Raw genomic sequence first — 26,301 nt, forward strand, 5'->3', positions numbered from 1 at the left:
CGCTTCCCGAGGAGAACCCGAACCATGCCCCTCAACCGTCGGAAGTTCCTGAAGAAGTCCGCCGTGACCGGAGCGGGGGTCGCGCTGGCCGGCGCGGCGGCGGCTCCGGCGGCCGAGGCCGCGGAGGCGAAGAAGGGTCCCAAGCCGGCCAAGCGGTACTCCCTGACGGTGATGGGCACGACCGACCTGCACGGCAACATCTTCAACTGGGACTACTTCAAGAACGCGGACTACACCGACGCCCAGGGCAACGCCAAGGGCCTGGCCCGCGTCGCGACGCTGGTCGAGCAGGTCCGCAAGGAGAAGGGCCGCCGCAACACCCTTCTCATCGACGCCGGTGACACGATTCAGGGCACCCCGCTGACGTACTACTACGCGAAGGTGGACCCGATCACCGCCCCGGGCGGGCCGGTCCATCCGATGGCGCAGGCCATGAACGCCATCGGCTACGACGCGGTGGCGCTCGGCAACCACGAGTTCAACTACGGCATCGAGACGCTGCGCAAGTTCGAGGAGCAGTGCGACTTCCCGCTGCTCGGCGCCAACGCGCTGGACGCGAAGACGCTGAAGCCGGCCTTCCCGCCCTACTTCATCAAGAAGTTCCACGTGAAGGGCGCCCCGCCGGTCAAGGTCGCGGTCCTCGGTCTGACCAACCCGGGCATCGCGATCTGGGACAAGGCCTACGTGCAGGGGAAGATGGTCTTCCCCGGTCTGGAGGAGCAGGCGGCGAAGTGGGTGCCGAAGCTGCGCTCGATGGGCGCGGACGTGGTGGTCGTCTCGGCGCACTCCGGCTCCTCCGGCACCTCCTCCTACGGCGACCAGTTGCCGTACATCGAGAACTCCTCGGCGCTGGTCGCGCAGCAGGTGCCGGGCATCGACGCGATCCTGGTGGGTCATGCGCACACGGAGATCGCCGAGTTGAAGGTGACGAACGAGCAGACCGGCAGGACGGTGGTCCTGTCGGAGCCGCTGGCCTACGCCGAGCGGCTGTCGCTGTTCGACATCGAGCTGGTCTTCAGCAAGGGGCGCTGGACGGTCGAGTCGGTCGCGGCTTCGGTGCGTGACTCCAAGACGGTCGCCGACGACCCGGAGATCACCAGGCTGCTGCAGGACGAGCACGACCTGGTCGTGGCGTACGTCAACCAGGTCGTCGGCACCGCCACGGAGCCGCTGACGACGGTCGAGGCCCGTTACAAGGACGCTCCGATCATCGACTTGATCACCAAGGTGCAGGAGGACGTCGTCAAGGCGGCGTTGGCGGGCACCGAGTACGCCGCGCTGCCGGTGCTCTCGCAGGCTTCGCCGTTCTCGCGCACCTCGGAGATCCCGGCCGGTGACGTGACCATCCGGGATCTGTCGAGCCTGTACGTGTACGACAACACGTTGGTCGCCAAGTTGATGACGGGCGCGCAGTTGAAGGCGTACCTGGAGTATTCGGCGGAGTACTTCGTGCAGACGGCGCCGGGTGCGGCCGTGGACGTGGCCAAGCTGACGAACGCGAACAACCGCCCGGACTACAACTACGACTACGTGTCGGGGCTTTCGTACGAGATCGACATCGCCGAGCCGGCGGGTTCGCGGATCAAGAACCTGACCTACGAGGGTGCCGCGCTGGAGGACGACCGGCAGTTCGTGTTCGCGGTGAACAACTACCGTGCGAACGGCGGCGGTGCCTTCCCGCATGTGGCTTCGGCCAAGGAGCTGTGGTCGGAGTCGACGGAGATCCGTACCCGGATCGCGGAGTGGGTCACCGCCAAGGGTGTGCTGGACCCGAAGGACTTCGCGTCGGTGGACTGGAGGCTCACGCGGAACGGTACGCCCGTGTTCTAGGGCTTGCGCAGGATGAGGTCGACGGCGTCGGTGCGAGGGTTCTCGCGTCGACGCCGTCGTCGTCAGCGGCCCTCGACGAGGGGGGTGAGGGCGGGGGCCTGGCGTGCGGGCGGGATCTGCGGCGGCTGCTGCTGTTCGAGGCCGAAGGTGGTGAAGGCGGTGCGGGTGGGGAGCGGGTAGGTCTCCTTGCCGGTGAGGGAGTTGAGGACGGTTGCGCTGCGCCAGGCGGCGAGGCCGAGGTCGGGGGTGCCGACGCCGTGGGTGTGGCGTTCGGCGTTCTGGACGTAGACGTGGCAGCCGGAGCCGGTGACGGACGGGTCGAGGACGAGGCGGAAGTGTTCGTCGACGCGGGGGCGTTCGCGGCTGTCGCGGCGCAGGTAGGGGTCGAGGCCGGCGAGGATGCGGTCGAGGGGGCGTTCGCGGTAGCCGGTGGCGAGGACGACGGCGTCGGTGGTGAGGCGGGAGCGGGTGTTCTGCTGGGTGTGTTCCAGGTGGAGTTCGACCTTGGTGGTGGCGACGCGTCCTGCGGTGCGGACGCGGACGCCGGGGGTGAGTACGGCGTCGGGCCAGCCGCCGTGCAGGGTGCGGCGGTAGAGCTCGTCGTGGATGGCGGCGATGGTGTCGGTGTCGATGCCCTTGTGGAGTTGCCATTGGGCGGTGACGAGGCGGTCCCGGACGGGTTCGGCGAGGGCGTGGAAGTAGCGGGTGTAGTCGGGGGTGAAGTGCTCCAGGCCGAGTTTGGAGTACTCCATGGGGGCGAAGGCCTCGGTGCGGCCGATCCAGTGCAGGCGTTCGCGGCCGGCGGGGCGGTTCTTGAGCAGGTCGAGGAAGATCTCGGCGCCGGACTGGCCGGAGCCGACGACGGTGACGTGTTCGGCGGCGAGGAGTGTCGCGCGGTGGGCGAGGTAGTCGGCGGCGTGCAGGACGGGGACGGCGGGTGCTTCGACGAGTGGTCTGAGCGGGTCGGGGACGTAGGGCTCGGTGCCGATGCCGAGGACGATGTTGCGGGTGTAGGTGCGGCCGAGGGCCTCGGCCTCGCCGTCGGTGTCGAGTTGGGTGAAGTCGACCTCGAACACGTCTCGTTCGGGGTTGAAGCGGACGGCGTCGACTTGGTGGTGGAAGTGCAGGGCGGGCAGGTTCTCGGCAACCCAGCGGCAGTAGGCGTCGTATTCGGCGCGCTGGATGTGGAAGCGCTCGGCGAAGTAGAAGGGGAAGAGTCGGTCGCGGGACTTGAGGTAGTTGAGGAAGGTCCAGGGGCTGGCGGGGTCGGCGAGGGTCACCAGGTCGGCGAGGAAGGGGACTTGGACGCGGGCGCCGTCGATGAGCAGGCCGGGGTGCCAGTGGAAGGCGGGGCGCTGTTCGTAGAAGACGGTGTCGAGTTCGGCGAGGGGGTGGGCGAGGGCGGCGAGGGAGAGGTTGAACGGTCCGATGCCGATGCCGACCAGGTCGCGGGGTGCGTCGGGCTCGTGGCGTGGGGGTCGGGGGGCGGGGGCGGGGGCGGGGCCGGGGCCGGTGGTCATCGGGGGGTGGTTCCTTCCACGAGTTTGAGGAGGGCGGCCAGGTCGTCGGGCCGGGTGTGGGGGTTGAGGAGGGTGGCCTTGAGCCAGAGGCGGCCGTCGAGCCGGGCCCGGCCGAGGGCGGCGCGGCCGTTGGTGAGGAGGGTTCGGCGTACGGCGGCGACGGTGGTGTCGGTGGCGGTGGTGGGGCGGAAGAGGACCGTGCTGATGGTGGGGCGGTCGTAGAGCTCGAAGGCGGGGTTTGCGGCGATGAGGTCGGCGAACTCCTGTGCGCGGGCGCAGACTTGGTCGACGAGGCGGCCGATGCCGTTGCGGCCGAGGGTTTTCAGCGTGACCGCGATCTTGAGGATGTCGGGGCGGCGGGTGGTGCGCAGGGAGCGGCCGAGGAGGTCGGGCAGGCCGGCCTCGGTGTCGTCGTCGGCGTTGAGGTAGTCGGCGTGCTGGTGGAGGACGGTGAGGTCGCGGGCGTCCCGGACGGCGAGTAGGCCCGCGGCGACCGGCTGCCAGCCGAGTTTGTGCAGGTCCGTGGTGACGGTGTCGGCGGCGTCGAGGCCGGTGAGCTTGGGGCGGTGGCGGTCGCTGAAGAGGAGCGGGCCGCCGTAGGCCGCGTCGATGTGCAGGCGTGCGCCGTGTGCCGCGCACAGGGCGGCGATCTCGGGGAGGGGGTCGATGAGGCCTGCGTCGGTGGTGCCTGCGGTGGCGGCGACGAGGTGTGGGCCGGGGAGGTGGGTGAGTGCCTCGTCGAGGGCGGCGGGGTCGAGGGTGCCGGCGGGCGCGGGGATGATCACGGGGTCGGGGAGGCCGAGGAGCCAGGTGGCGCGGGTGAGGGAGTGGTGGGCGTTGGCGCCGCAGATCAGCCGGGTGCCGGGGTGTGCCTCGCGGGCGAGGAGGAGGGCGAGTTGGTTGGCCTCGGTGCCGCCGCTTGTTACGAGGCAGTCGGGGGTGACCTGGGTGCCGGGCGTGGCGATCGCCGCGGGGTGGGACGCGCAACCCGGCGCTATCGGGGTGCCGCCCGCGCCCACCCGTGCCGCCCCAGGCGGCACGACTGCCCGCGGATGGGCGGGAGTTGCTGCCCGCGGGTCGGCGGGGGTGGCTGCGCGCGGATGGGTGGGGGTGGTTGGGTGCGGGTGGGTGGGGGTGGTTGGGTGCGGGTCAGCGGGGGTGTAGATCGTTGTTGCTAGTGCCTGGGTCAGTAGGTGTTCCAGTTCCGAGGTGCCTGGGGACTGGTCCCAGGAGTCCTGGGAGGGGTTGAGGGTGCTGGTGGCCAGGTCTGCGGCGGTGGCTGCTGCCAGGGGTGGGCCGTGGAGGTGGGCCGTGCAGTGGGGGTGTGCCGGGTCCGCCGCGGTTTCGGCGAGGGTTCGTACGACCGTGTAGAGGGCGTCCGGGGTGCCCTCCTGCGGGAGCACGTCGCCCACCGCGGACCGTACGCGTGCGGCGACTGCGTCCGGGCCGCCCGCGGGCAGCGGGCCGCCGCGGGCGAGCGTGCCGTCCCTGAGAGCCTCCAGGACCGTGTCGAGCAGCGGGCCGAGGGCGTGCGGGCCTTGGGGTCCGGAGGCGAGGGGTGGCGTGCTCATGGGTGCCAGCTTGTACGCCGATGGGGCGGCGTGTCCGAAAAGCCCGGCGATCGGAACCCGAAAGAGGTATGGAGGGGCGGGCGTCCCCGTCCCCTCCGTGCTCAGGTGGCTACGCCTTGCGCACGCGCAACGCCCGCCCCAGGTCGTCGAGTTGGTCGACGAGCTTGCGGCGCAGTGCCGGGATGGGTTCGGCTTCGCGCAGGCAGTCCTCGCCCAGGCGCAGTGTCTCCGGCTCCACCGCGTGCACCGGGAAGGCCCAGCGGCCCACGACGTCGGCGATGGCGGGGCCGCGCCGGGCGGCGACGGCGACGGCGTCCTCGTAGAAGCGTGGCACGTACTGCCGTACGAGGTCGGCCTGTTCCGGTTGCCAGAAGCCCTGGGCGGTGGCGGTGAGCAGGTAGTTGGAGAGGTCGTCCGTGGCGAACATCGACGCCCAGGCCCTGGCCTTGGCGTCCTCGTCCGGCAGTGCGGCGCGGCAGCGGGCGGCGCCTTCCTGGCCGGTGGCGCTCGGGTCGCGTTCGAGTTCGGCGGCGATCGTCGCCTCGTCGGTCGCGCCGAGGACCGCGAGCCGGGACAGCACGCGCCAGCGCAGCTCGGGGTCGAGTTCCGGCCCGCCGGGCACGGTGCCCTCGGCGAGCCAGGAGGCGATGGGCTCGGGGTGGGCGGCGACGTCGATGAGGTGGCGTACGGCGATCAGGCGCAGGCCGGGGTGGTCGCCGTCCTCGGTGCGGCGGACGAGGTCGCGGCAGAGGGAGGAGAGGGTGGCCAGGGCCGCCGGGCGCTGCTCGGGGGTGAGGTAGCGGTCGGCGATCTGTGTGGCGGCGAAGGCGAGGACGCCTTGGACGAGGGCCAGGTCCGTCTCGTGCGGGAGGTGGGCGCGGGCGGTCTCCAGGTAGGCGGTGGCGGGGAGTTCGCCGTCGCGGACGGCGTCCCGGAGGGCGTTCCAGACGACGGCGCGGGTGAGCGGTTCGGGCAGTCCGGACAGGCCGGTGCGGACGGCTTCGAAGGATTCGGGGTCGAAGCGGACCTTGGCGTAGCTGAGGTCGCCGTCGTTGAGCAGGAGCAGTGCCGGTCGCTTGCCGATGGGTTGGGGGGCGGTCTGCGGGATGTCGAGGTCGAGGCGCTCGCGCAGCAGGAGGTGGCGGCCCTCGTCGGCGACGTCCTGGTCGTAGAGGCCTACGGCGATGCGGTGCGGGCGGCTGCCGGTGTGTTCGACCTGGAGTGTGTACGTGCCGTCGTCGGTGCGGGAGACGTGTGGGGTGAGGGTGTCGACGCCGGTGGTGCGCAGCCAGGCGTCGGCCCAGGCGTGGACGTCGCGTTCGGTGTTGGCGGCGAGGGAGTCGATGAAGTCGGCGAGGGTGGCGTTGGCGAACTTGTGGCGGGTGAAGTGGGTGTTGATGCCGGCGAGGAAGTCCTTCTCGCCGAGCCAGGCGACGAGTTGGCGCAGTGCGGAGGCGCCCTTGGCGTAGGAGATGCCGTCGAAGTTGAGGAGGGCGGCGGCGGTGTCGTCGACGGCGTCGGGGGCGACGGGGTGGGTGGACGGGCGCTGGTCGGCGTCGTAGCCCCAGCCCTTGCGCATGACTCCGAAGTCGGTCCAGGTGTCGGTGAAGCGGGTCGCCTCGGTGAGGGTCTGGTAGCCCATGTACTCGGCGAAGGACTCGTTCAGCCAGATGTCGTCCCACCAGCGCAGGGTGACGAGGTCGCCGAACCACATGTGGGCCATCTCGTGGGCGATGACCATGGCGCGGGTCTGGCGTTCGGCGTCGGTGACGGCGGAGCGGTAGACGAACTCGTCGCGGAAGGTGACGAGTCCGGGGTTCTCCATGGCGCCGGCGTTGAACTCGGGGACGAACGCCTGGTCGTAGGAGTCGAAGGGGTAGGGCTCGGCGAACTTCTCGTGGTAGCGGTCGTAGCACTGCCGGGTGATCTCGAAGAGTTCGTCGGCGTCGGCGTCGAGGTGTTCGGCCAGGGAGCGGCGGCAGTGGATGCCGAAGGGCAGGCCGCGGTGCTCGGTGGTCACGGAGTGCCAGGGGCCGGCGGCGACGGCGACGAGGTAGGTGGAGATCAGCGGGGTGGGAGCGGCCTGCCAGTGTCCGTCGCCGAGGTGTTCGGTGATGCCGTTGGCGAGGACGGTCCAGCCTTCGGGGGCCTTGACCGAGAGGTCGAAGACGGCCTTGAGGTCGGGCTGGTCGAAGGCGGCGAAGACGCGCTGTACGTCGTTCATGAACAGCTGGGTGTAGACGTAGGTCTCGCCGTCGGTGGGGTCGGTGAAGCGGTGCATGCCCTCGCCGGTGCGGGAGTAGCGCATGCTCGCCTCGACGCGGAGTTCGTGCTCGCCCGCGGTGAGGTTCTTCAGGGGCAGCCGGTTCTCGTCCAGGGTCTCCGGGTCGAGGGGCTGTCCGTCCAGGGTCACGGAGCGCAGTTCGGCCGGCTTGACCTCGACGAAGGTGTCCGCGTCGGCGCGTGAGACGAACCGGATGACGGTACGGGAGTCGAAGGTGTCGTCCCCGGTGGTCAGGTCGAGTTCGATCGTGTAGTGGCGGACGTCGAGGAGCTGGGCACGGGTCTGCGCTTCGTCGCGCGTCAGTACGGACATGCAGGACATGCTGCCTGATGGCACCGGGCAGGCACAGGGGCGGATCGGTACGCGGCCTATGTCCGGTCCGGCGCCGGCTCGGTGCCCGCGGTGTCGCGCTGCGGCGGGACGCGGGGCTCGGGGTGGGGCAGGGCGCGGCGGGTGTCGGGGGCGCCGGCCTCGGCGGGTCCTTTGACGAGGGCGCGCAGTTCGCGCACCTCCTCCTCCAGGGCGTGGTGGCGGCGGTGGGCGTCGTACAGGTAGCGGACCTTGGTGCGCAGCGCCCAGGGGTCCACTGGCTTCATGACGAGGTCGGCGACGCCGAGCCGGAAGGCGGTGGAGGTCAGCTCGTGGTCGGGGCCGAAGCCCGTGAGTAAGACGACCGGGATGTGCTGGGTCTGTTCCAGGCGCCGCATGTAGCGGACCACGTCGAGGCCGCTGACGCCGGGCATGCGTACGTCGAGCACCAGGAGGCCGACCTGGCCGCGGAGCACCTGTTTGAGGGCCTCGTCGCCGGTGGTGGCGCGGCCCAGGCGGTAGCCCAGCGGGGCCAGCGCGCTCTCCAGCGCGTACAGCGTGTCCTCGTGGTCGTCGACGATGAGGATCTTTGCATCCGACGGCATGGCCCGACGTCCCTCCCGCATGGGACAACCAGCTTATGTCCGTGACGCTGACGGGGTGTGCCCGTCGGCTGACAAGGGGTGCACAGCGCAGCATGCCCCGCGCGGGCGCCGCTGTCACGCCCTCGGCGGGGGCGTGGGGGGTCAGTTCGCCGTGGGCGCAGAGCCGTTGACGGGGCTGGGGGCGTGCTCGGCGTGCTCGGCGTGCTCGGCGTGCTCGATGTTCTCCGGGCTGTCGGCGCCTTCGGCGTTCTCGGCCGTCTCCGCGATGCTCTCGTGGTGCCGGATCACCTCGGCGATGATGAAGTTGAGGAACTTCTCGGCGAAGGCCGGGTCCAGTTTGGCGTTCTCGGCGAGGGTGCGCAGCCGGGCGATCTGGCGGGCCTCGCGGGCCGGGTCGGCGGGCGGCAGCTGGTGCGCGGCCTTGAGGTGGCCGACCTGCTGGGTGCACTTGAAGCGCTCGGCGAGCATGTGGACGACGGCCGCGTCGATGTTGTCGATGCTGTCACGCAGCCGTGCGAGCTCCTCGCGGACGGCGGGGTCGACGTCACCGGTTCCGTTGTTGCTGGTGGTCATGGGGGACCACATTAGTGGTCATGGGGGACCACATTACGGGGGTGTGCCGGCGCGGTGGGAAGGGCGGGCGGGGTCGTCGTGGCCGGTGCCGCGCGCGGGGGCCGTTGCGGCGCTTCGGTGGGGGATGAGCCGCGGGCCGCCTCCGAGAAGGCCCGCGGCTCACGTCCCTACAGGGTCGAGGCGGCCCGGGCTATGTCCGCGGCGAACGTGTTCACCTGGGTGTAGACGCCCGGCACGCCCGCGCGTGCGCAGCCGTCGCCCCAGCTGACGATGCCGACCTGGATCCACTTGCCCGCGTCGTCCTTGCGGAACATGGGACCGCCGGAGTCACCCTGGCAGGTGTCGACGGAGCCGCGCGTCCAGCCGGCGCACATCTCTTCCTTCGCCACCAGCCGGTTGCCGTAGTGCCGCTTGCACACGCGGTCGGCGACGAAGGGCACGCTGGCCTTCTGGAGCTTGGTGGTGCCGGTGCCGGCGCCCTCCCGGGTGTCGCCCCAGCCGGCGATCGTGAACATGCCGCGGTTGTAGCGGTCGGTCGTGGCGATCTTCAGCGTGGGCTTGTTGATGGGCTTGGCCAGCTTGATCAGCGCCCAGTCCTTGCCGATGCCGTTGTAGCCGGGGGCCACCTTGACCTTGGTCGACTTCACCTTGATCGCGGCGGAGGAGTTGAGGTCGTTGGCGCCCGCGGTCACGGTGATGCGGCTGTTGTTGCCCGAGCCGGGCAGGCAGTGGGCCGCGGTCAGGACGACGTCCTTCTTGTAGAGCGCACCGCCGCAGCCCATGGAGAGATGGACCATGAAGGGGAACTCGTTCTGCACCGCGGGTGTGCCACCGATGACGCGGGCGTCGGCGGCGTGCGCGCTCAGCGGCTGGAGGGAGGCGACGGCGAGGGCGACGGCGCTGATGGCCGCGGCTCGCTTCGCCAGGGTCAGGCCGCCGTTTCTCTTCGGCGTGTTATGGGTCAACGCATATCCTTTCGTGGGGGGTTGGGCGGCCCGCAGTATGGGGATCAAGGAGGGTCCATGACAAGGACGGATCTCACGCCCCTCGCGTGGAACCTCGCCAGGGAAAATCCCCTCACATCCCCGTAGAGTGGAATCGGGTTCAGGCGTCTTGGGGGTTCAGGCGTGGCGAACGGCGGACCGGTCGAGCACGGCTACCCACACCTGGAGACGGTGCGGGCGGCGATCACCGCGCTGTACAGGCGGCTGTCGTACGACACGATCCAGACGTTCGCGGGCAGTGTGGTGCCCGCCGATGTCGCGTTCTGCGACACCGACGATCTGTATCTGGGCACGCAGCGGGTGGCTCGGGAGCTGGTGCGGCACTATCGACTGCCGGATGCCCGGATCATCGTGAGCTTCCGTGAGATGACGCATGCGGCGAATGTCGAACTCGCTGCGGGGCCTGAGTACTTCGTGGAGCTGAACGACCGGTTCCGGACGCATCGGCGGGATATCGGGGCGGCGCTCGCGCACGAGATCATGCATGTGTATCTGCACCGGCTGGATCTGTCGTTCGCGGGGACGCGGGACAACGAGATCCTCACGGACACGGCGGCGACGTATCTGGGGGCGGGGTGGCTGCTGCTGGACGCGTACCGGGAGGACGGGGCGTCGTCGCAGAAGCTGGGGTATCTGACGCCGGAGGAGTTCGGGTATGTGCTGGCCAAGCGGGCGCTGGTGTTCGGGGAGGATCCGTCGGTGTGGTTCACCAGTGCGCAGGCGTATGCGGCGTATGTGAAGGGGCGGGCGGAGGCGCGGCGGGATGGGGAGCAGCCGCCGTTGACCGCGGCGGGGTGGGCGGGGCGGCGGCGGTATGCGCGGGACCGGAAGCAGGGGGGTGGTGGGGTGGGGGTGGGGGTTCCGTATGCCTTCACTCCCGATGGTGGGGGGCGGCTTCGGGTCTCGTTTCCGTGTCCTACGTGTCTTCAGCGGATTCGGGTGCCGGTGCGGGGGCGGGTGCGGGCTCGGTGTGCGTTGTGTCGGACGGTGCTGGAGTGTGACACGTAGGTGTTCTTCGCCCCCGCCGCCCTTACCCGTCCCATCCCCAGGGGCTCCGCCCCTTCGACCCCGCCAGGGGGCTGCGCCCCCTGGACCCCCGCGGGGCTTCGCCCCTGCACCCCACCGGGCTCCACCCCCCTGGACACCGGCGGGGCCTCGCCTGCACCCCGCCGGGCTCCACCCTGAACACCGGCGGGACCTCGCCCCTGCACCCCACCGGGCTCCACCCTGAACACCGGCGGGACCTCGCCCCTGCACCCCGCCAGGCTCCACCCTGAACACCGGCGGGACCTCGCCCCTGCACCCCGCCAGGCTCCACCCTGAACACCGGCGGGACCTCGCCCCTGCACCCCACCGGGCTCCACCCCCTGCACCCCAGCGGGGCCTCGCCCACCCCGCCGGGCTCCCTCCTGGGCCCCGCGGGGCTTCGCCCCTGGACCCCCGTCGGCCTGGACGGCCTCGTCCTCATGCGCCGGACGGGCTGTTGCCCGAACCGGCGTTGGCGAGAGCGGCTAGAGCTGTTCTCCGTAGACGGGTTCCGGTGGGTCGGCCTGCTCTGTGAGTTTGCGGGCTGTTTTGCCTGCGTCCTGGGGGGTCCAGCGGGCGTGTTTCTCGGCGGTGGGGCCGCGTCGCCAGCCGTTCATGACGGTGATGCGGCCGCCCTCCGCCTCGAAGACCCGGCCCGTGACGCCCGCGCTCGCCTCGGAGCCGAGCCAGACGACCAGGGGGGACACGTTGTGCGGGGACATCGGGTCGAAGCCGGTGTCGGGGGCGGTCATCGACTCGGCGAATACCTGCTCCGTCATTCTTGTGCGGGCCGCGGGGGCGATGGCGTTGACCTGGACGCCGTAGCGGGCGAGTTCGGCGGCGGCGACCAGGGTGAGGGCGAGGATGCCGGCCTTGGCGGCGCTGTAGTTGGCCTGGCCCACCGAGCCCAGCAGTCCGGCTCCGCTGCTGGTGTTGACGATCCTGGCCACGGGCGGTCGGCCCGCCTTCGCTTCCGCCCGCCAGTGGGCGGCGGCGTGCTTCAGGGGGAGGAAGTGGCCGGTGAGGTGGACGCGTACGACGGCGTCCCAGTCGTCCTCGTCGAGGTTGACGAGCATGCGGTCGCGCAGGAAGCCGGCGTTGTTGACGAGGGTGTCGAGGCGGCCGTAGGTCTCCAGGGCGGTGCGGACGAGGGAGGCGGCGCCGTCGGTGGTGGCGATGTCGCCGCCGTGCGGGACCGCCTGTCCGCCCGCCGCGCGGATCTCCTCGGCCACCTGCGCGGCCGGGCTGTCGGGGTCGGGGGTGCCGTCGAGGCCGGTGCCGAGGTCGTTGACGACGAGCCGTGCCCCCTCGGCCGCGAAGGCGAGCGCGTGGGCGCGGCCGAGGCCGCGGCCCGCGCCGGTGACGGCCACGACCCGGCCGTCGCAGATTCCGGTCATCTCAGCTCCCTTTGTTGACGGTTGCCGCGTCCAGGAAGGCGGGGCGCTCTCCGCCGCCGTGCACCAGCAGGCTCGCCCCGGTGATGTAGGCGGCGGCGTCGGAGGCGAGGAAGACCGCGGCCGCGCCCACGTCGGACGGTTCGGCGAGGCGGCCCAGTGGGACCGTGCGGGAGACGGCCGCGACGCCGGCGGGGCCGCCGTAGTGCGCGTCGGCCGCGTCCGTGCGGGCCAGGCCGACGACCAGGGTGTTCACGCGGACCTCGGGTGCCCACTCGACGGCCATCGAGCGGGCCAGGCTCTCCAGGCCCGCCTTGGCCGCCCCGTACGCCGCCGACCCGGGCGACGGGCGGCCGCCGCTGACGCTGCCGATCATCACGACGCTCCCCCGGGACCGCCGCAGGTGCTCGTACGCGGCGAGCGAGACGGTGAGCGGGGCGGTGAGGTTGAGGTCGATCACGCGCACGTGGCGCTCGGCGTCCGCGTCGGCCAGGAGCCGGTAGGGGGTGCCGCCCGCGTTGTTGACGAGGACGTCGAGGCGGGGCAGGTCGGCGAGGAGGCGGTGTACGGCCTGGGGGTCCCGGACGTCGACCGCCCTGAACTCGGCGTCCTTCAGGGGTGTTTCCGGCGGTCTGCGGGCGCAGACGACGACCTGGGCGCCCGCCTCGGCGAAGGCGCGGGCGAGGCCGGCGCCGAGGCCGCGTGTGCCGCCGGTGACGACGGCGACCTTCCCGTTCAGCTCCATCCGCTGCTACCTTCCACCTAACAAACGTTAGGTGGAAGGTAGCTGATGCGGCCATGGGTGTCTCCACCTCGTCCCCGGAAAAGGGGATCCGTCTGGTCACGGTCGACTTCCCGCCGGTGAACGCCCTGCCGGTGGCCGGCTGGTTCGCCCTCGCGGACGCCCTGCACGCGGCCGGCCGCGACCCGCAGGTGCGCTGCGTGGTGCTGGCCGCCGCCGGGCGCGGGTTCAACGCGGGCGTGGACATCAAGGAGATCCAGGCGCGCGGGCAGAGCGCGCTGCTCGGCGCCAACCGGGGCTGCTCCGCGGCATTTTCGGCGGTCTACGACTGCGAGGTGCCCGTCGTCGCCGCGGTGCAGGGGCACTGTCTGGGCGGCGGAATCGGGCTGGTGGGCAACGCGGACGCGATCGTCGCGAGCGAGGACGCGACCTTCGGGCTGCCCGAGCTGGACCGGGGGGCGCTGGGTGCCGCCACCCATCTGGCCCGGCTGGTCCCCGGGCACCTCATGCGCGCCCTGTACTTCACCTCGCGCACCGTCACCGCCGCCGAGCTGCAGGCGCACGGCTCGGTGTGGCGGGTGGTGCCGGGTGAGCAACTGCGGGCGGCTGCGCTGGAGTTGGCCAGGGACATCGCCGCCAAGGACGGGGAGCTGCTCCGGCTCGCGAAGGCGGCCATCAACGGTATCGACCCGGTCGACGTCCGCCGCAGCTACCGCTTCGAGCAGGGCTTCACCTTCGAGGCGAGCGTGAGCGGGGTGGCCGACCGGGTGCGGGACACCTTCGGGGACCGGTCCGGGGCGTCCGCGGAGGAAGACCGGTCCGGGGCGTCCGCGGAGGAAGACCGGTCCGGAGCACCCGCGCAGAAGGAGGCGGGCAGGTGAGCGACAAGACGATGACCGCCGAGGAGGCCGTCGCGCGGCTGGCCGACGGCATGACCCTCGGCATCGGCGGCTGGGGCTCCCGCCGCAAACCGATGGCCCTGGTCAGAGCACTGCTCCGGTCCCGGGTCACCGATCTGACGGTCGTCTCCTGCGGCGGTCCGGACGTCGGCATGCTCGCCGCCGCCGGTCGGGTGCGCAGGCTGGTCGCCCCGTTCGTCACCCTGGACTCGATCCCGCTGGAACCGCACTACCGGGCGGCCCGCGAGCACGGCACCCTCGACCTGACCGAACTCGACGAGGCGATGTTCCTGTGGGGCCTGCGCGCCGCCGCGAACCGGCTGCCGTTCCTCCCGGTGCGGGCCGGCCTGGGCTCGGACGTCATGCGGGTCAACCCGGGCCTGCGCACGGTGACGTCGCCGTACGAGGACGGCGAGACGTTCGTCGCCGTGCCCGCCCTGCGGCTGGACGCGGCCCTGGTGCACGTCAACCGCGCCGACCGGCGGGGCAACGGCCAGTACCTGGGCCCCGACCCGTACTTCGACGACCTGTTCTGCGAGGCGGCGGACTCGGCGTACGTCTCCTGCGAACGGATCGTGGACACCGCCGAGTTGACCAAGCAGGGGCCGCCGCAGAGCCTGCTGATCAAACGGCACACGGTCACCGGCGTGATCGAGGCCCCGAACGGGGCGCACTTCACCTCCTGCGCCCCGGACTACGGCCGGGACGAGGCCGTACAGCGGGAGTACGCGACCACGCCCTGGGCGCAGTTCGCCGAGCGGTACCTCGACGGGAGGACGCCATGAGCGCGACGCGGAGCGAGTACTGCGTGATCGCCTGCGCCGAGGCCTGGCGCGGCGCGGGCGAGATCCTCGCCAGCCCCATGGGCCTGATCCCCTCCGTCGGCGCGCGGCTGGCCCGGCTCATCTTCGCCCCTGAACTGCTGCTGACCGACGGCGAGGCGATGCTCGTCGGCGCGGACGGCACGGTCGAGGGCTGGCTGCCGTACCGCCAGCACCTCGCCCTGGTCACCGGCGGGCGGCGGCACGTGATGATGGGCGCGAGCCAGATCGACCGCCACGGCAACCAGAACATCGCCTGCATCGGCCCCTGGGAGCAGCCGCGGCGCCAGCTCCTGGGCGTGCGCGGAGCGCCGGTCAACACGCTGAACAACCCGACCAGTTACTGGATCCCCAAGCACTCCCGGCGGGTGTTCGTCGAGCGGGTCGACATGGTGTGCGGGGTGGGCTACGACCGGGCCGGCGGCGCGCGTTACCACCGCATCCCGCGGGTCGTCTCCGACCTCGGCGTCTTCGACTTCGCGACCCCGGACCGGTCGATGCGGCTGGCCTCGCTGCATCCGGGGGTGACGGTCGAGGAGGTCCGGGAGGCGACCGGTTTCGCGCTCACGGTGCCGGACGAGGTGCCGTACACCCGCGACCCCACCCCGGCGGAACTGCGGCTGATCCGCGAGGTGATCGACCCGGAGAACACCCGCGCGCGGGAGGTGGACCGCTGATGGAGACCGCGCTCACCCGGCTGGTCGGGGTCCGGCATCCGATCGTGCAGACCGGGATGGGATGGGTGGCCGGTCCCCGGCTGGTCTCCGCGACGGCCAACGCGGGGGCGCTCGGCATCCTGGCCTCCGCGACGATGTCGGTGGACCGGCTGCGCGAGGCGGTCCGCGAGGTCAGGTCCCGTACGGACGCGCCGTTCGGGGTCAATCTCCGCGCGGACGCCGCGGACGCCGGCGACCGCGTCAGGGTGATCGTCGAGGAGGGGGTGCGGGTGGCCTCCTTCGCCCTCGCCCCCTCCCCCGGGCTGATCGCCGAGCTGAAGGAGGCCGGCGTGGTGGTGATCTCGACGGTGGGCGCCCGGCGGCACGCGGAGAAGGTCGCGGCCTGGGGCGCGGACGCGGTGATCGTGCAGGGCGGGGAGGGCGGCGGGCACACCGGCGAGGTGGCGACGACGGTGCTGCTGCCGCAGGTGGTGGACGCGGTGCGGATCCCGGTGGTGGCGGCGGGCGGCTTCTTCGACGGGCGGGGCCTGGTGGCGGCGCTGGCCTACGGGGCGGCCGGGGTCGCCATGGGCACCCGCTTCCTGCTCACCTCGGACTCGACCGTCCCGGACGCGGTGAAGGCCCGCTATCTGGCGGCGACGGTCCGGGACGTCACCGTCACCACGGCGGTCGACGGTCTGCCCCACCGCATGCTCCGCACGGACCTGGTGGAGTCACTGGAGAACGCCACCCGCGCGCGGGCCCTGGTTCAGGCCGTACGGCGGGCGGCGGCCTTCCGGAAGCTGTCCGGTCTGACCTGGCGCCGCATGCTCCAGGACGGCCGCGCCCTCAAGCACGGCAAGGACCTGACCTGGAGCCAGGTCCTGCTCGCCGCGAACACGCCGATGCTGCTCCGGGCCTCGATGGTCGACGGGCGGACCGACCTCGGGGTGATGGCCTCGGGGCAGGTCGCCGGCGTGATCGAGGACCTCCCGTCCTGCGCCGAGCTGGTGGAACGGATCCTGGCCGAGGCCGGGGAAGCCGTGGCCGCCCTGACCGCGACCACAGCCACCACCACAACCACAACCAGCTGACGCCCCTCGATCGGCCCCTCACAGCCTCTCGATGATCGTCACGTTGGCCTGGCCACCGCCCTCGCACATCGTCTGCAGGCCGAACCGGCCGCCGGTGCGCTCCAGTTCGTGCAGCAGGGTCGTCATGAGGCGTACGCCGGTGGCGCCGAGGGGGTGGCCGAGGGCGATGGCGCCGCCGTTGACGTTGACGCGGTCGGGGTCCGCGCCGGTTTCCTTGAGCCAGGCCAGGACGACCGGGGCGAAGGCCTCGTTGATCTCGACGAGGTCGATGGCGTCGAGGGTCATGCCGGTCTTCTTCAGGGCGTGCGCGGTGGCCGGAATGGGGGCGGTGAGCATGCGGATGGGGTCCTCGCCGCGCACCGAGAGGTGGTGCACGCGCGCGCGTGGCGTCAGCCCGTGTTCGCGTACCGCCCGCTCGGAGGCGAGCAGCATGGCCGCCGCGCCGTCGGATACCTGCGAGGAGCAGGCGGCGGTGATGGTGCCGCCGTCGATGACCGGTTTCAGGGCGGCCATCTTCTCCAGCGAGGTGTCCCGGCGCGGCCCCTCGTCGGCGGTCACGGAGCCGTACGGCACCACCTCGCGCGCGAAGCGGCCCTCGTCGATCGCGCGTACCGCCCGCTCGTGCGAGCGCAGCGCGAACTCCTCCTGGTCGCGCCTGCTGATCCCCCACTTCGCTGCGATCATCTCGGCGCCGGCGAACTGGTTGACCGGCTTCGTCCCGTACCGGGCCCGCCAGCCCTCGCTGCCCGCGAAGGGCCCGGCCGTCAGCCCGAGCGGTTCGGCGGCCTGCCGGGTGGCAAAGGCGATGGGGATCATCGTCATGTTCTGCACGCCGCCCGCGACCACCAGGTCCTGGGTGCCGGACAGCACGGCCTGCGCCGCGAAGTGCACGGCCTGCTGCGAGGACCCGCACTGCCGGTCGACGGTCACGCCCGGTACCTCCTCGGGCAGTCCGGCCGCCAGCCAGCAGGTCCGGGCGATGTCCCCGGCCTGCGGTCCCACGGCGTCCAGGCAGCCGAACACGACGTCCTCGACGGCGGCCGGATCGATGCCCGCACGTGTGACGAGTTCCGTCAGCACCCGCGCGCCGAGGTCGGCCGGGTGCACCCCGCCGAGCCCTCCCCCGCGCCGCCCCACGGGCGTACGGACCGCTTCGACGAGGTAGGCCTCGGCCATGGCAACTCCCCAGAATCGTCAGTGGGTTACGTACGTACGGCGATCCCGTCCAGCACCATCGACAGGTACTGCCGGGCGATCTCCTCCGGGCTGTGGTGTCCGCCGGGCCGGTACCAGGACGCGGCGACCCACACCGTGTCCCGCACGAACCGGTAGGTGAGCCGGACGTCGAGGTCGGCGCGGAAGACCCGGGCCGCGACGCCGCGCTCCAGCGTGGACAGCCACGCCTTCTCGAACCTGCGCTGGGACTCGGCGAGGAACGCGAACCGCTCCTGCGCCACCAGCTGCCTGCTCTCCTTCTGGTAGATCGCGACGGCGGCGCGGTGCCGGTCGATCTCCCGGAACGACTCGGTGACCAGTGCTTCGAGGGTCTCGCGGGGCCCGAGCCCTGCGCCCAGGACGGCGTCGTAGCCGCTCCAGAGCTCGTCGAGGAAGGTCCGCAGGATCTCTTCCAGCATCGACTCCTTGGAGTCGAAGTGGTAGTAGAGGCTGCCCGCGAGCATGCCCGCGTGGTCCGCGATCTTGCGTACGGTGGTGGCGTTGTAGCCCTGTTCGGCGAAGACCTCGGCGGCGGTGTCGAGGAGTTCGCGGCGGCGGGCGGGCGCGGCGGTCACCTGGGGCTTCTTCTTGGTCGGCACGGACACATTGTCGTCCTACGGGTGCCGGTCGCTGACGGAGACGACCTCTCCGGTCAGGTACGAGGAGTAGCCGGAGGCCAGGAAGACGATCACGTTGGCGACCTCCCAGGGCTCGGCGTACCGCCCGAAGGCCTCCCGCGCGGTCAGTTCCGCGAGGAGTTCGGCCGAGGTCACCTTCACCAGGTGCGGGTGCATGGCGAGGCTCGGGGCCACGGCGTTGACGCGTACGCCGTACTCGGCGGCCTCGACGGCCGCACAGCGGGTCAGGGCCATCACGCCGGCCTTGGCGGCGGCGTAGTGCGCCTGCCCGGCCTGGGCGCGCCAGCCGACGACGGAGGCGTTGTTGACGATCACGCCGGACCGGGTCTCCCGCATGGCGCGCAGGGCGGCCCGGGTGCACCGGAAGGTGCCGTTCAGCGTGACGTCCAGGACGCGGGACCACTGGTCGTCGGTCATGTCGACGAGGGGTGCGGTCCCGCCGAGTCCGGCGTTGTTGACGACGACGTCGAGCCGGCCGTGCAGACGGACGGCCGTCTCGAACAGGGTCCGCACCTGGGGCTCGTCGGTGACGTCGCAGGGGACGGCCGCCACGGCTCCGGGGAACTCCCGGGCCAGCGCCGCCTCGTGCTCCTTGAGGCGGCGCTCGTGGGCGTCGCTGATCAGGACGCGGGCGCCCTCCTCCAGGAAGCGGCGCGCGGTGGCCCCGCCGATGCCCGCGCCCGCGGCCGCCGTGATGACGGCGGTACGGCCTCTCAGCAGCCCGTGCCCGGGCTCGTAGGCCGGGCTCTCGACGCCTGTCATAGGGGCACGCTAACCTACCAAACACTTGTTAGGGAAGGAGCGGCGGTCGATGGATCTCACCCTCACGCCGGAGGAGACGGCGTTCCGCGCCGAGGCCCGCGCCTGGCTGCGCGCGCATGTGCCGTCCGCCGCGCTGCCTTCCCTGGAGACCGAGGAGGGCTTCGCGGCGCACCGCGCGTGGGAGGCCGAACTGGCCGCCGCGCGCTGGTCGGTGGTGAACTGGCCGGCGGCGTACGGCGGCCGGGACGCCACGCTCGTGCAGTGGCTGCTGTTCGAGGAGGAGTACTACGCGGCGGGGGCGCCGGGCCGGGTGGGGCAGAACGGCATCAGCCTGCTGGCGCCGACGCTGTTCGACTTCGGCACCGAGGAGCAGCGGGCCCGGGTGCTGCCGGCGATGGCCACCGGCGAGACGGTCTGGGCGCAGGCCTGGTCGGAGCCGGAGGCGGGTTCGGACCTGGCCGCCCTGCGCTCCAGGGCGGTGCGCACGCACGGCGGTTGGCTGCTGAGCGGCCAGAAGACCTGGTCGTCCCGGGCCGCCTTCGCCGACCGCGCGTTCGGCCTGTTCCGCAGCGATCCCGAGGCCGGGCGCCACCGGGGCCTGACGTACCTGATGTTCGATCTGCGCGCGCCGGGTGTCACGGTCCGCCCGATCCGCAGGCTGGACGGGAAACCGGCCTTCGCCGAGCTGTTCCTGGACGAGGTGTTCGTCCCGGACGAGGACGTGATCGGCGAGCCCGGCCAGGGCTGGCGGATCGCGATGTCGGCGGCCGGGAACGAACGGGGGCTGATGCTCCGCTCCCCCGGCCGCTACCTGGCCGCGGCGGACCGGCTGGCCGACCTGTGGCGGGCGCAGGGGAGCCCGGCGTCGGCGCGGGACCGGGTCGCCGACGCGCTGGTCGGGGCCCGCGCCTACCAGCTCTACGCCTACGCGGCCGCCTCCCGCCTCCTCGACGGCGAGACCGTCGGCCCCGAGTCCAGCCCGAACAAGGTGTTCTGGTCCGAGTACGACATCGCGCTGCACGAGACGGCGCTCGATCTCCTCGGGCCGGAGGGCGAACTGGCGGACACGGACTGGGCCGAGCGGTACGTGTTCGCCCTGGCGGGCCCCGTCTACGCCGGTACGAACGAGATCCAGCGGGACATCATCGCCGAGCGGCTGCTGGGGCTGCCGAAGGGACGCCGGTGATGCGGTTCCTCCTCGACCCCGAGCAGCGGGCGTTCACCGACTCGCTCGGCGCCATGCTCACGGCCGCGGACACCCCGTCGGTCGTACGGGACTGGAGCCGCGGCGACCATGCGAGCGGGCGCGCGCTGTGGGCCCGTATCGCCGAGGCGGGTGTGTTCGCCCTCGCCGTCCCGGAGGCGTACGACGGGGTCGGTCTGCGGCCCGTGGAACTCGCGCTCGCCTTCGTGGAGTTGGGGCGGCATGCGGTGCCCGGCCCGCTCGTCGAGAACGTCGCGGCCGCGGTCCTGCTCGGCGGGTGCGGGCTCGTCAAGCCGCTCGCCTCGGGAGAGACCCTGGCGACCGTGGCCCCCGACGGCCGGTACGCCCTCGACGGCGACGCGGCCGGTGTCCGCCTCGCCCTCACCCCCCAGGGCCTGTTCCTCTCCCCCGGCCACGGTCCCGTGCGCCCGTCCCTCGACCCCGCCCGCCGGCTCACGGCGCTGGAGCCGGGTGGTGAACTCCTCACCCGGGAACCGCCGGTCGACGACGCGCTCGCCCTCGCCCGCCTCACCACGGCCGCCCAGGCCCTCGGTGTCGGCCTCGCCCTGCTCGACCGGACCGTCGCCCATGTCCGCAGGCGCACCCAGTTCGGTGTCCCCGTCGGTTCGTTCCAGGCCGTCAAGCACCGGCTCGCCGACGCGCGCATCGCCCTGGACTTCGCCCGCCCCCTGGTCCTGGGCGCCGCGCTGACCATGGCGGCCCCCGACATCGCCGCCGCCAAGCTCACGGCCTGCGAGGCGGCCCACACCACCGCCCGCACGGCCCTCCAGCTCCACGGCGCGATCGGCTACACCGCCGAGTACGACCTCTCGCTCTGGCTGACCAAAGCCCGCGCACTGCGCACCGCCTGGGGCACCCCGGACGAGTGCCGCGCCACGGTCCTCGACGGCGACCGGCGCTGACGCGGGAGCGGTTCAGGCGCGCGGGACGATCCCCAGCGCCCGCGCCTCCACCAGCCACTTCGGGAACTCGCCGACGAGCCGGTCGTACAGCTCGGCGTCGGACACCTTCCGCGGATCCGAACCGGCGTGGAAGAACCCGGCGTTGTCGACGACCCGCTTGTCCGGCACGGAGAGCTCGTCGAGCTTGCGCAGATAGTCGAACTGCTTGCTGGAAGGGTCGCCGAACCCGATGAACTGCCAGAACAGCGGCAGCCGTGCCGCCTTGCACAGGTACCGCTCCGCGGCGAGCTTGTTGATCGGCCCGCCGTCGGTCTGGAAGACGACGAGGGCGGGTTCGCGGGAGCCGCTGTCGAGGTAGTGGTCGATGACGGCGTCCATGGCGAGGTGGTAGCTGGTCCTGCCCATGTGCCCGAGCCCGGCCACGATCCGCTCGATGCGCCCCTGGTGATCGGCGAGGGCGATGTCGGTCTCGGCGTCGATGTCGGTGGAGAAGAACACCACCGGCACCCGGCCGTCGTCGTCGAGGTGCGCGGAGAGCCCGAGCACCCGGTCCGCGAGGGCCTGCACACTGCCGTCCTTGTAGTACGGCTTCATCGACCCGGAGTAGTCGATCACCAGGTAGACCGCGGCCCGCAGTCCGTCCAGCCCGTTCTTCGCGAGCGAGACGCCCGCGCTCTTGTACAGACTGACCAGCGCGGGCGCGGTCTCCTCCACCTTGCTCAGACTGATGGCGGCCATCCGTTCTCCCCCTCGACTCCCCGGACCGAATGCCGAGATTACGCCACCCTGGACCCACGTCTCCCGGCATCCACAGGTCTCCGCTATTTTGTTCGCCGCCGTCCCCACCGGCTCACCGTCCGTCCCACGCCCGAGGAGCCGGCTTGGAATCCGAGTACGCGGTCCGTGCCGCAGGCCCGCGCGACCGCCGGCGGCCGGATCCCGGCGACGCCAGTGGCGACGTACGCGGGCTGCTGACCGGCGGGGCGGCCGCGCTGGTGTTCGCGTACGCTCCCCGGGGGCCGCGACGCGGTCCGGTCCAGGCGGCCGCGTACGCGGACGCGCTGGTGGTGCTGGTGGTGGCGGCCGTCGTGAAGGTCGGCGAGCTGACGAGTGGAGGGGTCCTGTGAGACGCGGCGGAGTACTGATGTTCGCGGCCGTGCCGGTCGCGATCACGGCGGGAGCCTTCTTCCTGATGCCGACCGACTCGGCCGAGAGCCCGGCCGGGCCGTCCGTGTCGGCCGCCCAGCAGGCCCGCGAGGAGGCCAAGGAACGGGCCGAGACGGAGCGGGCCGAGGACGAGAAGACGCTCGCGAGCCTTCCGCCGGGCCTGGCCGACCCCGCCAAGAAGGACCTCGCCCTCAAGATCACGGCCACGGCCGAGCTGTCCAGCCTGGACTGGCGCCTGGGCTACGCCAGCATCAAGGACAACGGCAACGGCTGCGGCTACACGGCCGGCACCGGCGGCTTCTGCACCGGCACCCACGACCTGCTGGCCCTGGTCGAGCGGTACACGAAGGCCCACCCGGACAACGGCCTGGCCCGCTATCTGCCCGCCCTGCGCGAGGTCGACGGCACCGACTCCCACGAGGGCCTGGACCCGGGCTTCACCGCCGCCTGGAAGGCGGAGGCGGAGAAACCGGCCTTCCGCAAGGCCCAGGACAAGGAGCGCGACCGGGTCTACTTCAACCCCGCGGTCCGCCTCGCCAAGCTGGACGGCCTGGGCACGCTGGGCCAGTTCGTCTACTACGACGCGATGGTCTTCCACGGTCCCGACCCGAGCCCGAACGGCTTCTACGGGCTGCGCGAACGCGTCCTGAACGAGGCGAAGCTGCCCTCCCGGGGCGGCTCGGAGAAGGCGTACCTCGACATCTTCCTCGACCTCCGCAAGAAGGCGATGAAGGCGAAGCAGCCGGACGCCGACACCAGCCGCATCGACACGGCCCAGCGGCCGTGGCTGTACAACGGCAACCTCGACCTGAGCACACCGCTGAGCTGGCGGATGTACGGGGAGCCGTACCACCTGCCGTAGCCCCGGCCCGGGCCCTGCCGGAACTAGGAAGCCCCCCACTTCTCGCGCAGCACCTCCTCCGCGGGCTTGCCGTGCGGGGTGTAGGCCAGGCGGGCCGGCGTCTCGCCGCTGTCCGGCCAGTCGTCCCACATCCACCAGCAGACGCCGGCCCACCAGTCCCGGCCCGTGAAGGTCTCCAGCAGCGCCCGGTAGGCGGCGGCCTGTTCGTCCTGGCCGGGCCGGGAGCTGACGGTCCAGGAGTACGGTGCTGTCGTCGCCCCGCGCTGGCTGACGTAGCCCGCCTCGGTGAACAGGATCGGCCGGTCCTTGCGGCGGGAGAAGTCGGCGAGCTCCTCGCCGATCGGCCGCCAGGCGCGGCGCAGCGCGTCGGCGTCCCGCGTGGGGCGGTCGGACAGCGGCCAGTAGGCGTCGATGCCGATGAGGTCGAGCTGGGGCCAGAAGCCGATGTTCCGGTACTCGTCGTAGTTGGCGGCGTAGGTGAGCGGGCCGTCGTAGCGGTCGCGGACGGCCTCGATGATCCCGGCCCACTCGGCGGTGCGGCGGGAGACGCCGGCCAGCTCGGTGCCCACGGCGAACTGCTCGGCGCCGGTGCGCGCGGCGAGGTCGGCGTAGTGGGTGATGAAGGTGCGGTAGGCGGTGAACCAGGCGGCGCGGTCGCGCGGGCGGATGTCGGCGCGGTCGCCGTCGCCGGGCAGGTCGACATGCGGTTTGATCATCACCTTCAGGCCCGTGGCGTGGGCCCGGTCCACGATCCGGCGCAGTCCGGCGTCGCTCGCGGTCTCCTCGGTGGGCCGCATGACCGAGTCGCCGGTCCGCTGTTGGTACCAGGTCGGGGTGAAGGTGACCCAGCGCGCCCCGGTGGCCCGGATGTCCCGCAGATAGCGGTCGGCGGCGGGGCTGTCGTAGTCGGTGCGGGACCACGCGGGCAGGGTGATGCCGCGCATCACGGGTGGCGGCTCGGTCGTCCGGGTGTTCTCGATCTTCTGGTTCCCCTTGTCCCGCTCGCTCGACGTCGTGCAGGCGCCGACGGCGAGGAGGACCGCCGCCAGGACGGCGGCGGTCCTCCCCCTCACTTCCTCCTCACAGGCTTGCGGGGCTGACGAAGGTGTAGCCCAGGGCCTTGATGCCCTCGACCGTCTCGCGCAGCGGCTGGACCGGGAAGTACGGGTGGTAGAAGAAGCTGGCGAAGCCGTCCCGTACCGCGAGGTTGGCCTTGGCCGAGGCGATCAGATCGGCCGGCAGCCGTGGCGGGTGGTTGTTGAATTCCTCCGGCTCGTAATTCCCGATGTTTTCCGGAATCACCTTCGTCCCGTACACATCACGCACCACGTAGGGGAAGAACTGTCCGATGAAACGGTTCGGGTCCGACGGGACTCCGCTGAGAGTTCCGGCGAAATACAACGACCGTTCGAGGCGGGCCGAGAAATTAGAACTGAAGACCCGGTAATCGGTGGCGGAACCCGCGTAGTGCGGGGTGGTCCACAGGTGCGGCCTCGGCAGCCCCGCCGCCGCGAACTCGGCGAGAGCGCTGTCGACCCGTCCCTGCGCCCAGGCGGTGGAGTCCTCCGCGACCGGACCGTCGTAGATCACGCTGTCGTTGGCGTCCACGTGCGCCCGGTAGAACTCGAAGTCGTCGCCGCTGACGCCGTTGTACGGGTTGGCCGCGTTGCCGTACTGGTGCGTGTAGCCGTGGTTCATCAGCACCGCGCCCCTGGCCAGCATGTACTTCAGGGTGTTGACCAGCTGAGGCCGCTGCGAGAGCCGGATCGTCTCCGGGACGCCGTTGTTGTAGGCGCCGTTGGGGTCGGTGTAGACCGGGATCACGTTGATGCCGTAGGGGATCCGCTGCGCGTACAGGTAGTCGGCGATGGCCCGCAGCTCGGCCGGTTCGGACTTGGGGCTGATGTCCTCCAGCCGGACGACCGCCCGGTGCCGCTCGGCCGTGTCCGGCGCGAGGGCGTCGAAGAGCAGGTCCTCGAAGACGATGACCCGGTCGCTCTCGGAGACGTAGGCGAAGGGGATCTCACCGATGTAGGTGAGGTTGGACGAGCGGACCGCCCATCCGAAGGTGTTCCCGTTGGAGGTGTCGAGCCCCTCCGCGAGCCGGGTGACCGGCGGATACCCGGTGCCCGTCAGGACGTTGGGGCGCAGCACGCCGCCGTCCTGCCCGGCCGGGATCTTCCGGGTGAGCGTCTGGCCCTTGTACGTCACCTGTGTGACGGTACCGATCGAACCGCCGTCCTCGTAGTACGACGACGTCGGGTCCCAGCCGTACTTCGTGGCGAACTGGGTCACCCCGACGGCGTTGGCCATGTTCCAGATGTTGGCGCCGATCCAGGTCACGGGCTTGGTGGTGGCCATCGCGTCCTGGTAGAAGGCGGCCGGGACCGCGTCCGGGATGTCGCAGCAGTAGTAGGTCGACCCGATGTAGATCGTGGCCGTGTACTGCTCGACGGCGCCCGCGGTGTACTGCGAGACGGGCTTCGCCGTCACCGTGCCGAAGTGCCCGGCGAGGTTGGCGGCGGCCATGGCGTACAGCTCGCCGAGGTGCCCGTAAGGGCCGGCGGTGTCGTAGAGGACGAGGGTGGCGGGCTCGGCCGCGGGGCCGACCGCGGCCGGGGCGAGCAGTTCCGCCTGGCGGGTGACGGCGGAGGCGAGCGAGGTCACCGTCGTGCTCGCCGGGGTGACGGCCGCGGACGTGCGGGCGCGTACCCGGTCGTGGCGTGCCCGGTCCGCCTTGAGCTGGGCCTTCGCCCAGGCCTTGAGGTCGACGCGGTTGAGTCCGGACCGGGTGCCGGTGGACTCGCCCCCGTGCCGGTCGGGTTTTCCGGCGGCCTGGGCGCCGGCGGCCAGGAAGGAGCCGCTGAGCAGCGCGGCTACGAGCAACAGCAGGACGGAAAGCCTGGAGATTCTGGTTCTGCGCGGTCGGATCACTGGTCTCACGATCATTCCCCCCACCCCGCCGTTTTTCGGCCGGGGCGTTTTCCGACAAGAAGGCACCGATTGTTCTCGGCGATCAAGAAGGGTGTCAATGGGCCGAAGGGTGAATTCCTGCGGGGCCGGTGGACCCCTGCGGCGATCGCCCATCCCCCTTTTTTCGAATCCTCTTCTTGCGCGGCCCGGCGGTCTGCTACGTTCACCTTCGCGCGATGGGGACGCGCTGCAAAATATGGGGGGACAATGTACGGACGACCCGCTCTGG

At 71.7% G+C, this 26,301-nt stretch carries 24 protein-coding genes; 10 read left to right on the forward strand and 14 right to left on the reverse strand.

From position 1 onward, the window contains the following. Window positions 1–24: 24 nt before the first annotated feature. Window positions 25–1,830 carry a bifunctional metallophosphatase/5'-nucleotidase gene (locus ICC28_RS28495; protein WP_188291605.1) on the forward strand — a complete coding sequence of 602 codons (1,806 nt, stop codon included), beginning with the start codon at window positions 25–27 and terminating at the stop codon, window positions 1,828–1,830. A gap of 62 nt (window positions 1,831–1,892) precedes the next feature. On the opposite strand, the gene ICC28_RS28500 is transcribed toward ICC28_RS28495, so the two are convergent. The 6 genes from ICC28_RS28500 to ICC28_RS28525 form a co-directional block, all read right to left on the reverse strand. Beyond that, window positions 1,893–3,350 carry a lysine N(6)-hydroxylase/L-ornithine N(5)-oxygenase family protein gene (locus ICC28_RS28500; RefSeq protein WP_188291606.1) on the reverse strand — a complete coding sequence of 486 codons (1,458 nt, stop codon included), beginning with the start codon at window positions 3,348–3,350 and terminating at the stop codon, window positions 1,893–1,895. After that, window positions 3,347–4,921: a pyridoxal phosphate-dependent decarboxylase family protein gene (locus ICC28_RS28505; protein WP_188291607.1), complete on the reverse strand. Its 1,575-nt coding sequence runs from the start codon at window positions 4,919–4,921 to the stop codon at window positions 3,347–3,349. The genes ICC28_RS28500 and ICC28_RS28505 overlap by 4 nt, the downstream gene beginning before the upstream one ends. Window positions 4,922–5,030: 109 nt before the next feature. Continuing rightward, the gene (gene pepN / locus ICC28_RS28510; protein WP_188291608.1) at window positions 5,031–7,517 is read right to left on the reverse strand and encodes an aminopeptidase N; all 2,487 of its coding nucleotides are present in this window, start codon (window positions 7,515–7,517) and stop codon (window positions 5,031–5,033) included. A 56-nt stretch (window positions 7,518–7,573) separates the two neighbouring features. Further along, window positions 7,574–8,119 (reverse strand): two-component system response regulator, encoded by a 546-nt coding sequence (locus ICC28_RS28515; protein ID WP_188291609.1) that lies wholly within the window; start codon window positions 8,117–8,119, stop codon window positions 7,574–7,576. 141 nt (window positions 8,120–8,260) lie between these two features. Next, window positions 8,261–8,692: a chorismate mutase gene (locus tag ICC28_RS28520; protein ID WP_223189716.1), complete on the reverse strand. Its 432-nt coding sequence runs from the start codon at window positions 8,690–8,692 to the stop codon at window positions 8,261–8,263. 167 nt (window positions 8,693–8,859) lie between these two features. Further along, complete coding sequence (locus tag ICC28_RS28525) at window positions 8,860–9,657, reverse strand: S1 family peptidase (RefSeq protein WP_223189717.1); 798 nt, start codon at window positions 9,655–9,657, stop codon at window positions 8,860–8,862. A gap of 162 nt (window positions 9,658–9,819) precedes the next feature. Between ICC28_RS28525 and ICC28_RS28530 the strand changes: the two genes are divergently transcribed. After that, window positions 9,820–10,704 carry a hypothetical protein gene (locus ICC28_RS28530; RefSeq protein WP_188291610.1) on the forward strand — a complete coding sequence of 295 codons (885 nt, stop codon included), beginning with the start codon at window positions 9,820–9,822 and terminating at the stop codon, window positions 10,702–10,704. A 503-nt stretch (window positions 10,705–11,207) separates the two neighbouring features. On the opposite strand, the gene ICC28_RS28535 is transcribed toward ICC28_RS28530, so the two are convergent. Together ICC28_RS28535 and ICC28_RS28540 are read right to left on the reverse strand one after the other, a co-directional pair. Then, window positions 11,208–12,119 (reverse strand): SDR family oxidoreductase, encoded by a 912-nt coding sequence (locus ICC28_RS28535; protein ID WP_188291611.1) that lies wholly within the window; start codon window positions 12,117–12,119, stop codon window positions 11,208–11,210. A 1-nt stretch (window position 12,120) separates the two neighbouring features. Then, window positions 12,121–12,861 carry an SDR family oxidoreductase gene (locus ICC28_RS28540; protein WP_188291612.1) on the reverse strand — a complete coding sequence of 247 codons (741 nt, stop codon included), beginning with the start codon at window positions 12,859–12,861 and terminating at the stop codon, window positions 12,121–12,123. 53 nt (window positions 12,862–12,914) lie between these two features. Between ICC28_RS28540 and ICC28_RS28545 the strand changes: the two genes are divergently transcribed. Genes ICC28_RS28545 through ICC28_RS28560 form a run of 4 tightly spaced genes read left to right on the forward strand, consistent with a single transcriptional unit; the run spans window position 12,915 to window position 16,328 of the window. Further along, a complete protein-coding gene (locus ICC28_RS28545; RefSeq protein ID WP_188291613.1) occupies window positions 12,915–13,739 on the forward strand; it encodes an enoyl-CoA hydratase family protein in 825 nt (274 codons plus the stop codon). Further along, window positions 13,736–14,542: a CoA transferase subunit A gene (locus ICC28_RS28550; RefSeq protein WP_188291614.1), complete on the forward strand. Its 807-nt coding sequence runs from the start codon at window positions 13,736–13,738 to the stop codon at window positions 14,540–14,542. Before ICC28_RS28545 ends, ICC28_RS28550 begins: the two co-directional genes overlap by 4 nt. Beyond that, the gene (locus ICC28_RS28555; protein ID WP_188291615.1) at window positions 14,539–15,255 is read left to right on the forward strand and encodes a CoA-transferase subunit beta; all 717 of its coding nucleotides are present in this window, start codon (window positions 14,539–14,541) and stop codon (window positions 15,253–15,255) included. Before ICC28_RS28550 ends, ICC28_RS28555 begins: the two co-directional genes overlap by 4 nt. Further along, the gene (locus ICC28_RS28560; protein WP_188291616.1) at window positions 15,255–16,328 is read left to right on the forward strand and encodes an NAD(P)H-dependent flavin oxidoreductase; all 1,074 of its coding nucleotides are present in this window, start codon (window positions 15,255–15,257) and stop codon (window positions 16,326–16,328) included. Before ICC28_RS28555 ends, ICC28_RS28560 begins: the two co-directional genes overlap by 1 nt. A gap of 18 nt (window positions 16,329–16,346) precedes the next feature. On the opposite strand, the gene ICC28_RS28565 is transcribed toward ICC28_RS28560, so the two are convergent. From ICC28_RS28565 to ICC28_RS28575, 3 genes are read right to left on the reverse strand one after another with little or no spacing between them, the layout of a single operon-like run. Next, window positions 16,347–17,504 (reverse strand): acetyl-CoA C-acetyltransferase, encoded by a 1,158-nt coding sequence (locus ICC28_RS28565; RefSeq protein WP_188291617.1) that lies wholly within the window; start codon window positions 17,502–17,504, stop codon window positions 16,347–16,349. Window positions 17,505–17,530: 26 nt separating this feature from the next. Beyond that, a complete protein-coding gene (locus ICC28_RS28570; protein WP_188291618.1) occupies window positions 17,531–18,142 on the reverse strand; it encodes a TetR/AcrR family transcriptional regulator in 612 nt (203 codons plus the stop codon). A gap of 15 nt (window positions 18,143–18,157) precedes the next feature. Further along, on the reverse strand, window positions 18,158–18,943 hold the full coding sequence (locus ICC28_RS28575) for an SDR family oxidoreductase (protein WP_188291619.1): 786 nt from the start codon (window positions 18,941–18,943) through the stop codon (window positions 18,158–18,160). Between the two features lie 49 nt (window positions 18,944–18,992). Between ICC28_RS28575 and ICC28_RS28580 the strand changes: the two genes are divergently transcribed. Next, complete coding sequence (locus ICC28_RS28580) at window positions 18,993–20,129, forward strand: acyl-CoA dehydrogenase family protein (RefSeq protein WP_188291620.1); 1,137 nt, start codon at window positions 18,993–18,995, stop codon at window positions 20,127–20,129. Beyond that, window positions 20,129–21,070, forward strand: coding sequence for an acyl-CoA dehydrogenase family protein (locus ICC28_RS28585; RefSeq protein ID WP_188291621.1), 942 nt, complete (start codon window positions 20,129–20,131; stop codon window positions 21,068–21,070). The genes ICC28_RS28580 and ICC28_RS28585 overlap by 1 nt, the downstream gene beginning before the upstream one ends. Window positions 21,071–21,082: 12 nt before the next feature. Here the strand turns inward: ICC28_RS28585 and ICC28_RS28590 are convergent, their stop codons facing one another. After that, the gene (locus tag ICC28_RS28590) at window positions 21,083–21,808 is read right to left on the reverse strand and encodes a vWA domain-containing protein (RefSeq protein ID WP_188291622.1); all 726 of its coding nucleotides are present in this window, start codon (window positions 21,806–21,808) and stop codon (window positions 21,083–21,085) included. Window positions 21,809–21,951: 143 nt separating this feature from the next. Here ICC28_RS28590 and ICC28_RS28595 point away from each other — a divergent pair, with 143 nt between their 5' ends. Together ICC28_RS28595 and ICC28_RS28600 are read left to right on the forward strand one after the other, a co-directional pair. Then, on the forward strand, window positions 21,952–22,197 hold the full coding sequence (locus ICC28_RS28595) for a hypothetical protein (protein WP_188291623.1): 246 nt from the start codon (window positions 21,952–21,954) through the stop codon (window positions 22,195–22,197). Further along, complete coding sequence (locus ICC28_RS28600) at window positions 22,194–23,099, forward strand: chitosanase (RefSeq protein WP_317454115.1); 906 nt, start codon at window positions 22,194–22,196, stop codon at window positions 23,097–23,099. The genes ICC28_RS28595 and ICC28_RS28600 overlap by 4 nt, the downstream gene beginning before the upstream one ends. A 23-nt stretch (window positions 23,100–23,122) precedes the next feature. Here the strand turns inward: ICC28_RS28600 and ICC28_RS28605 are convergent, their stop codons facing one another. Together ICC28_RS28605 and ICC28_RS28610 are read right to left on the reverse strand one after the other, a co-directional pair. Next, window positions 23,123–24,172 carry a glycoside hydrolase family 113 gene (locus ICC28_RS28605; RefSeq protein ID WP_188291624.1) on the reverse strand — a complete coding sequence of 350 codons (1,050 nt, stop codon included), beginning with the start codon at window positions 24,170–24,172 and terminating at the stop codon, window positions 23,123–23,125. Window positions 24,173–24,179: 7 nt separating this feature from the next. Next, on the reverse strand, window positions 24,180–25,985 hold the full coding sequence (locus tag ICC28_RS28610) for a polysaccharide deacetylase family protein (protein ID WP_223189719.1): 1,806 nt from the start codon (window positions 25,983–25,985) through the stop codon (window positions 24,180–24,182). Window positions 25,986–26,301: the final 316 nt, after the last annotated feature.

It is taken from the genome of Streptomyces sp. TRM68416 (assembly GCF_014596915.1).
Taxonomy (GTDB): domain Bacteria; phylum Actinomycetota; class Actinomycetes; order Streptomycetales; family Streptomycetaceae; genus Streptomyces.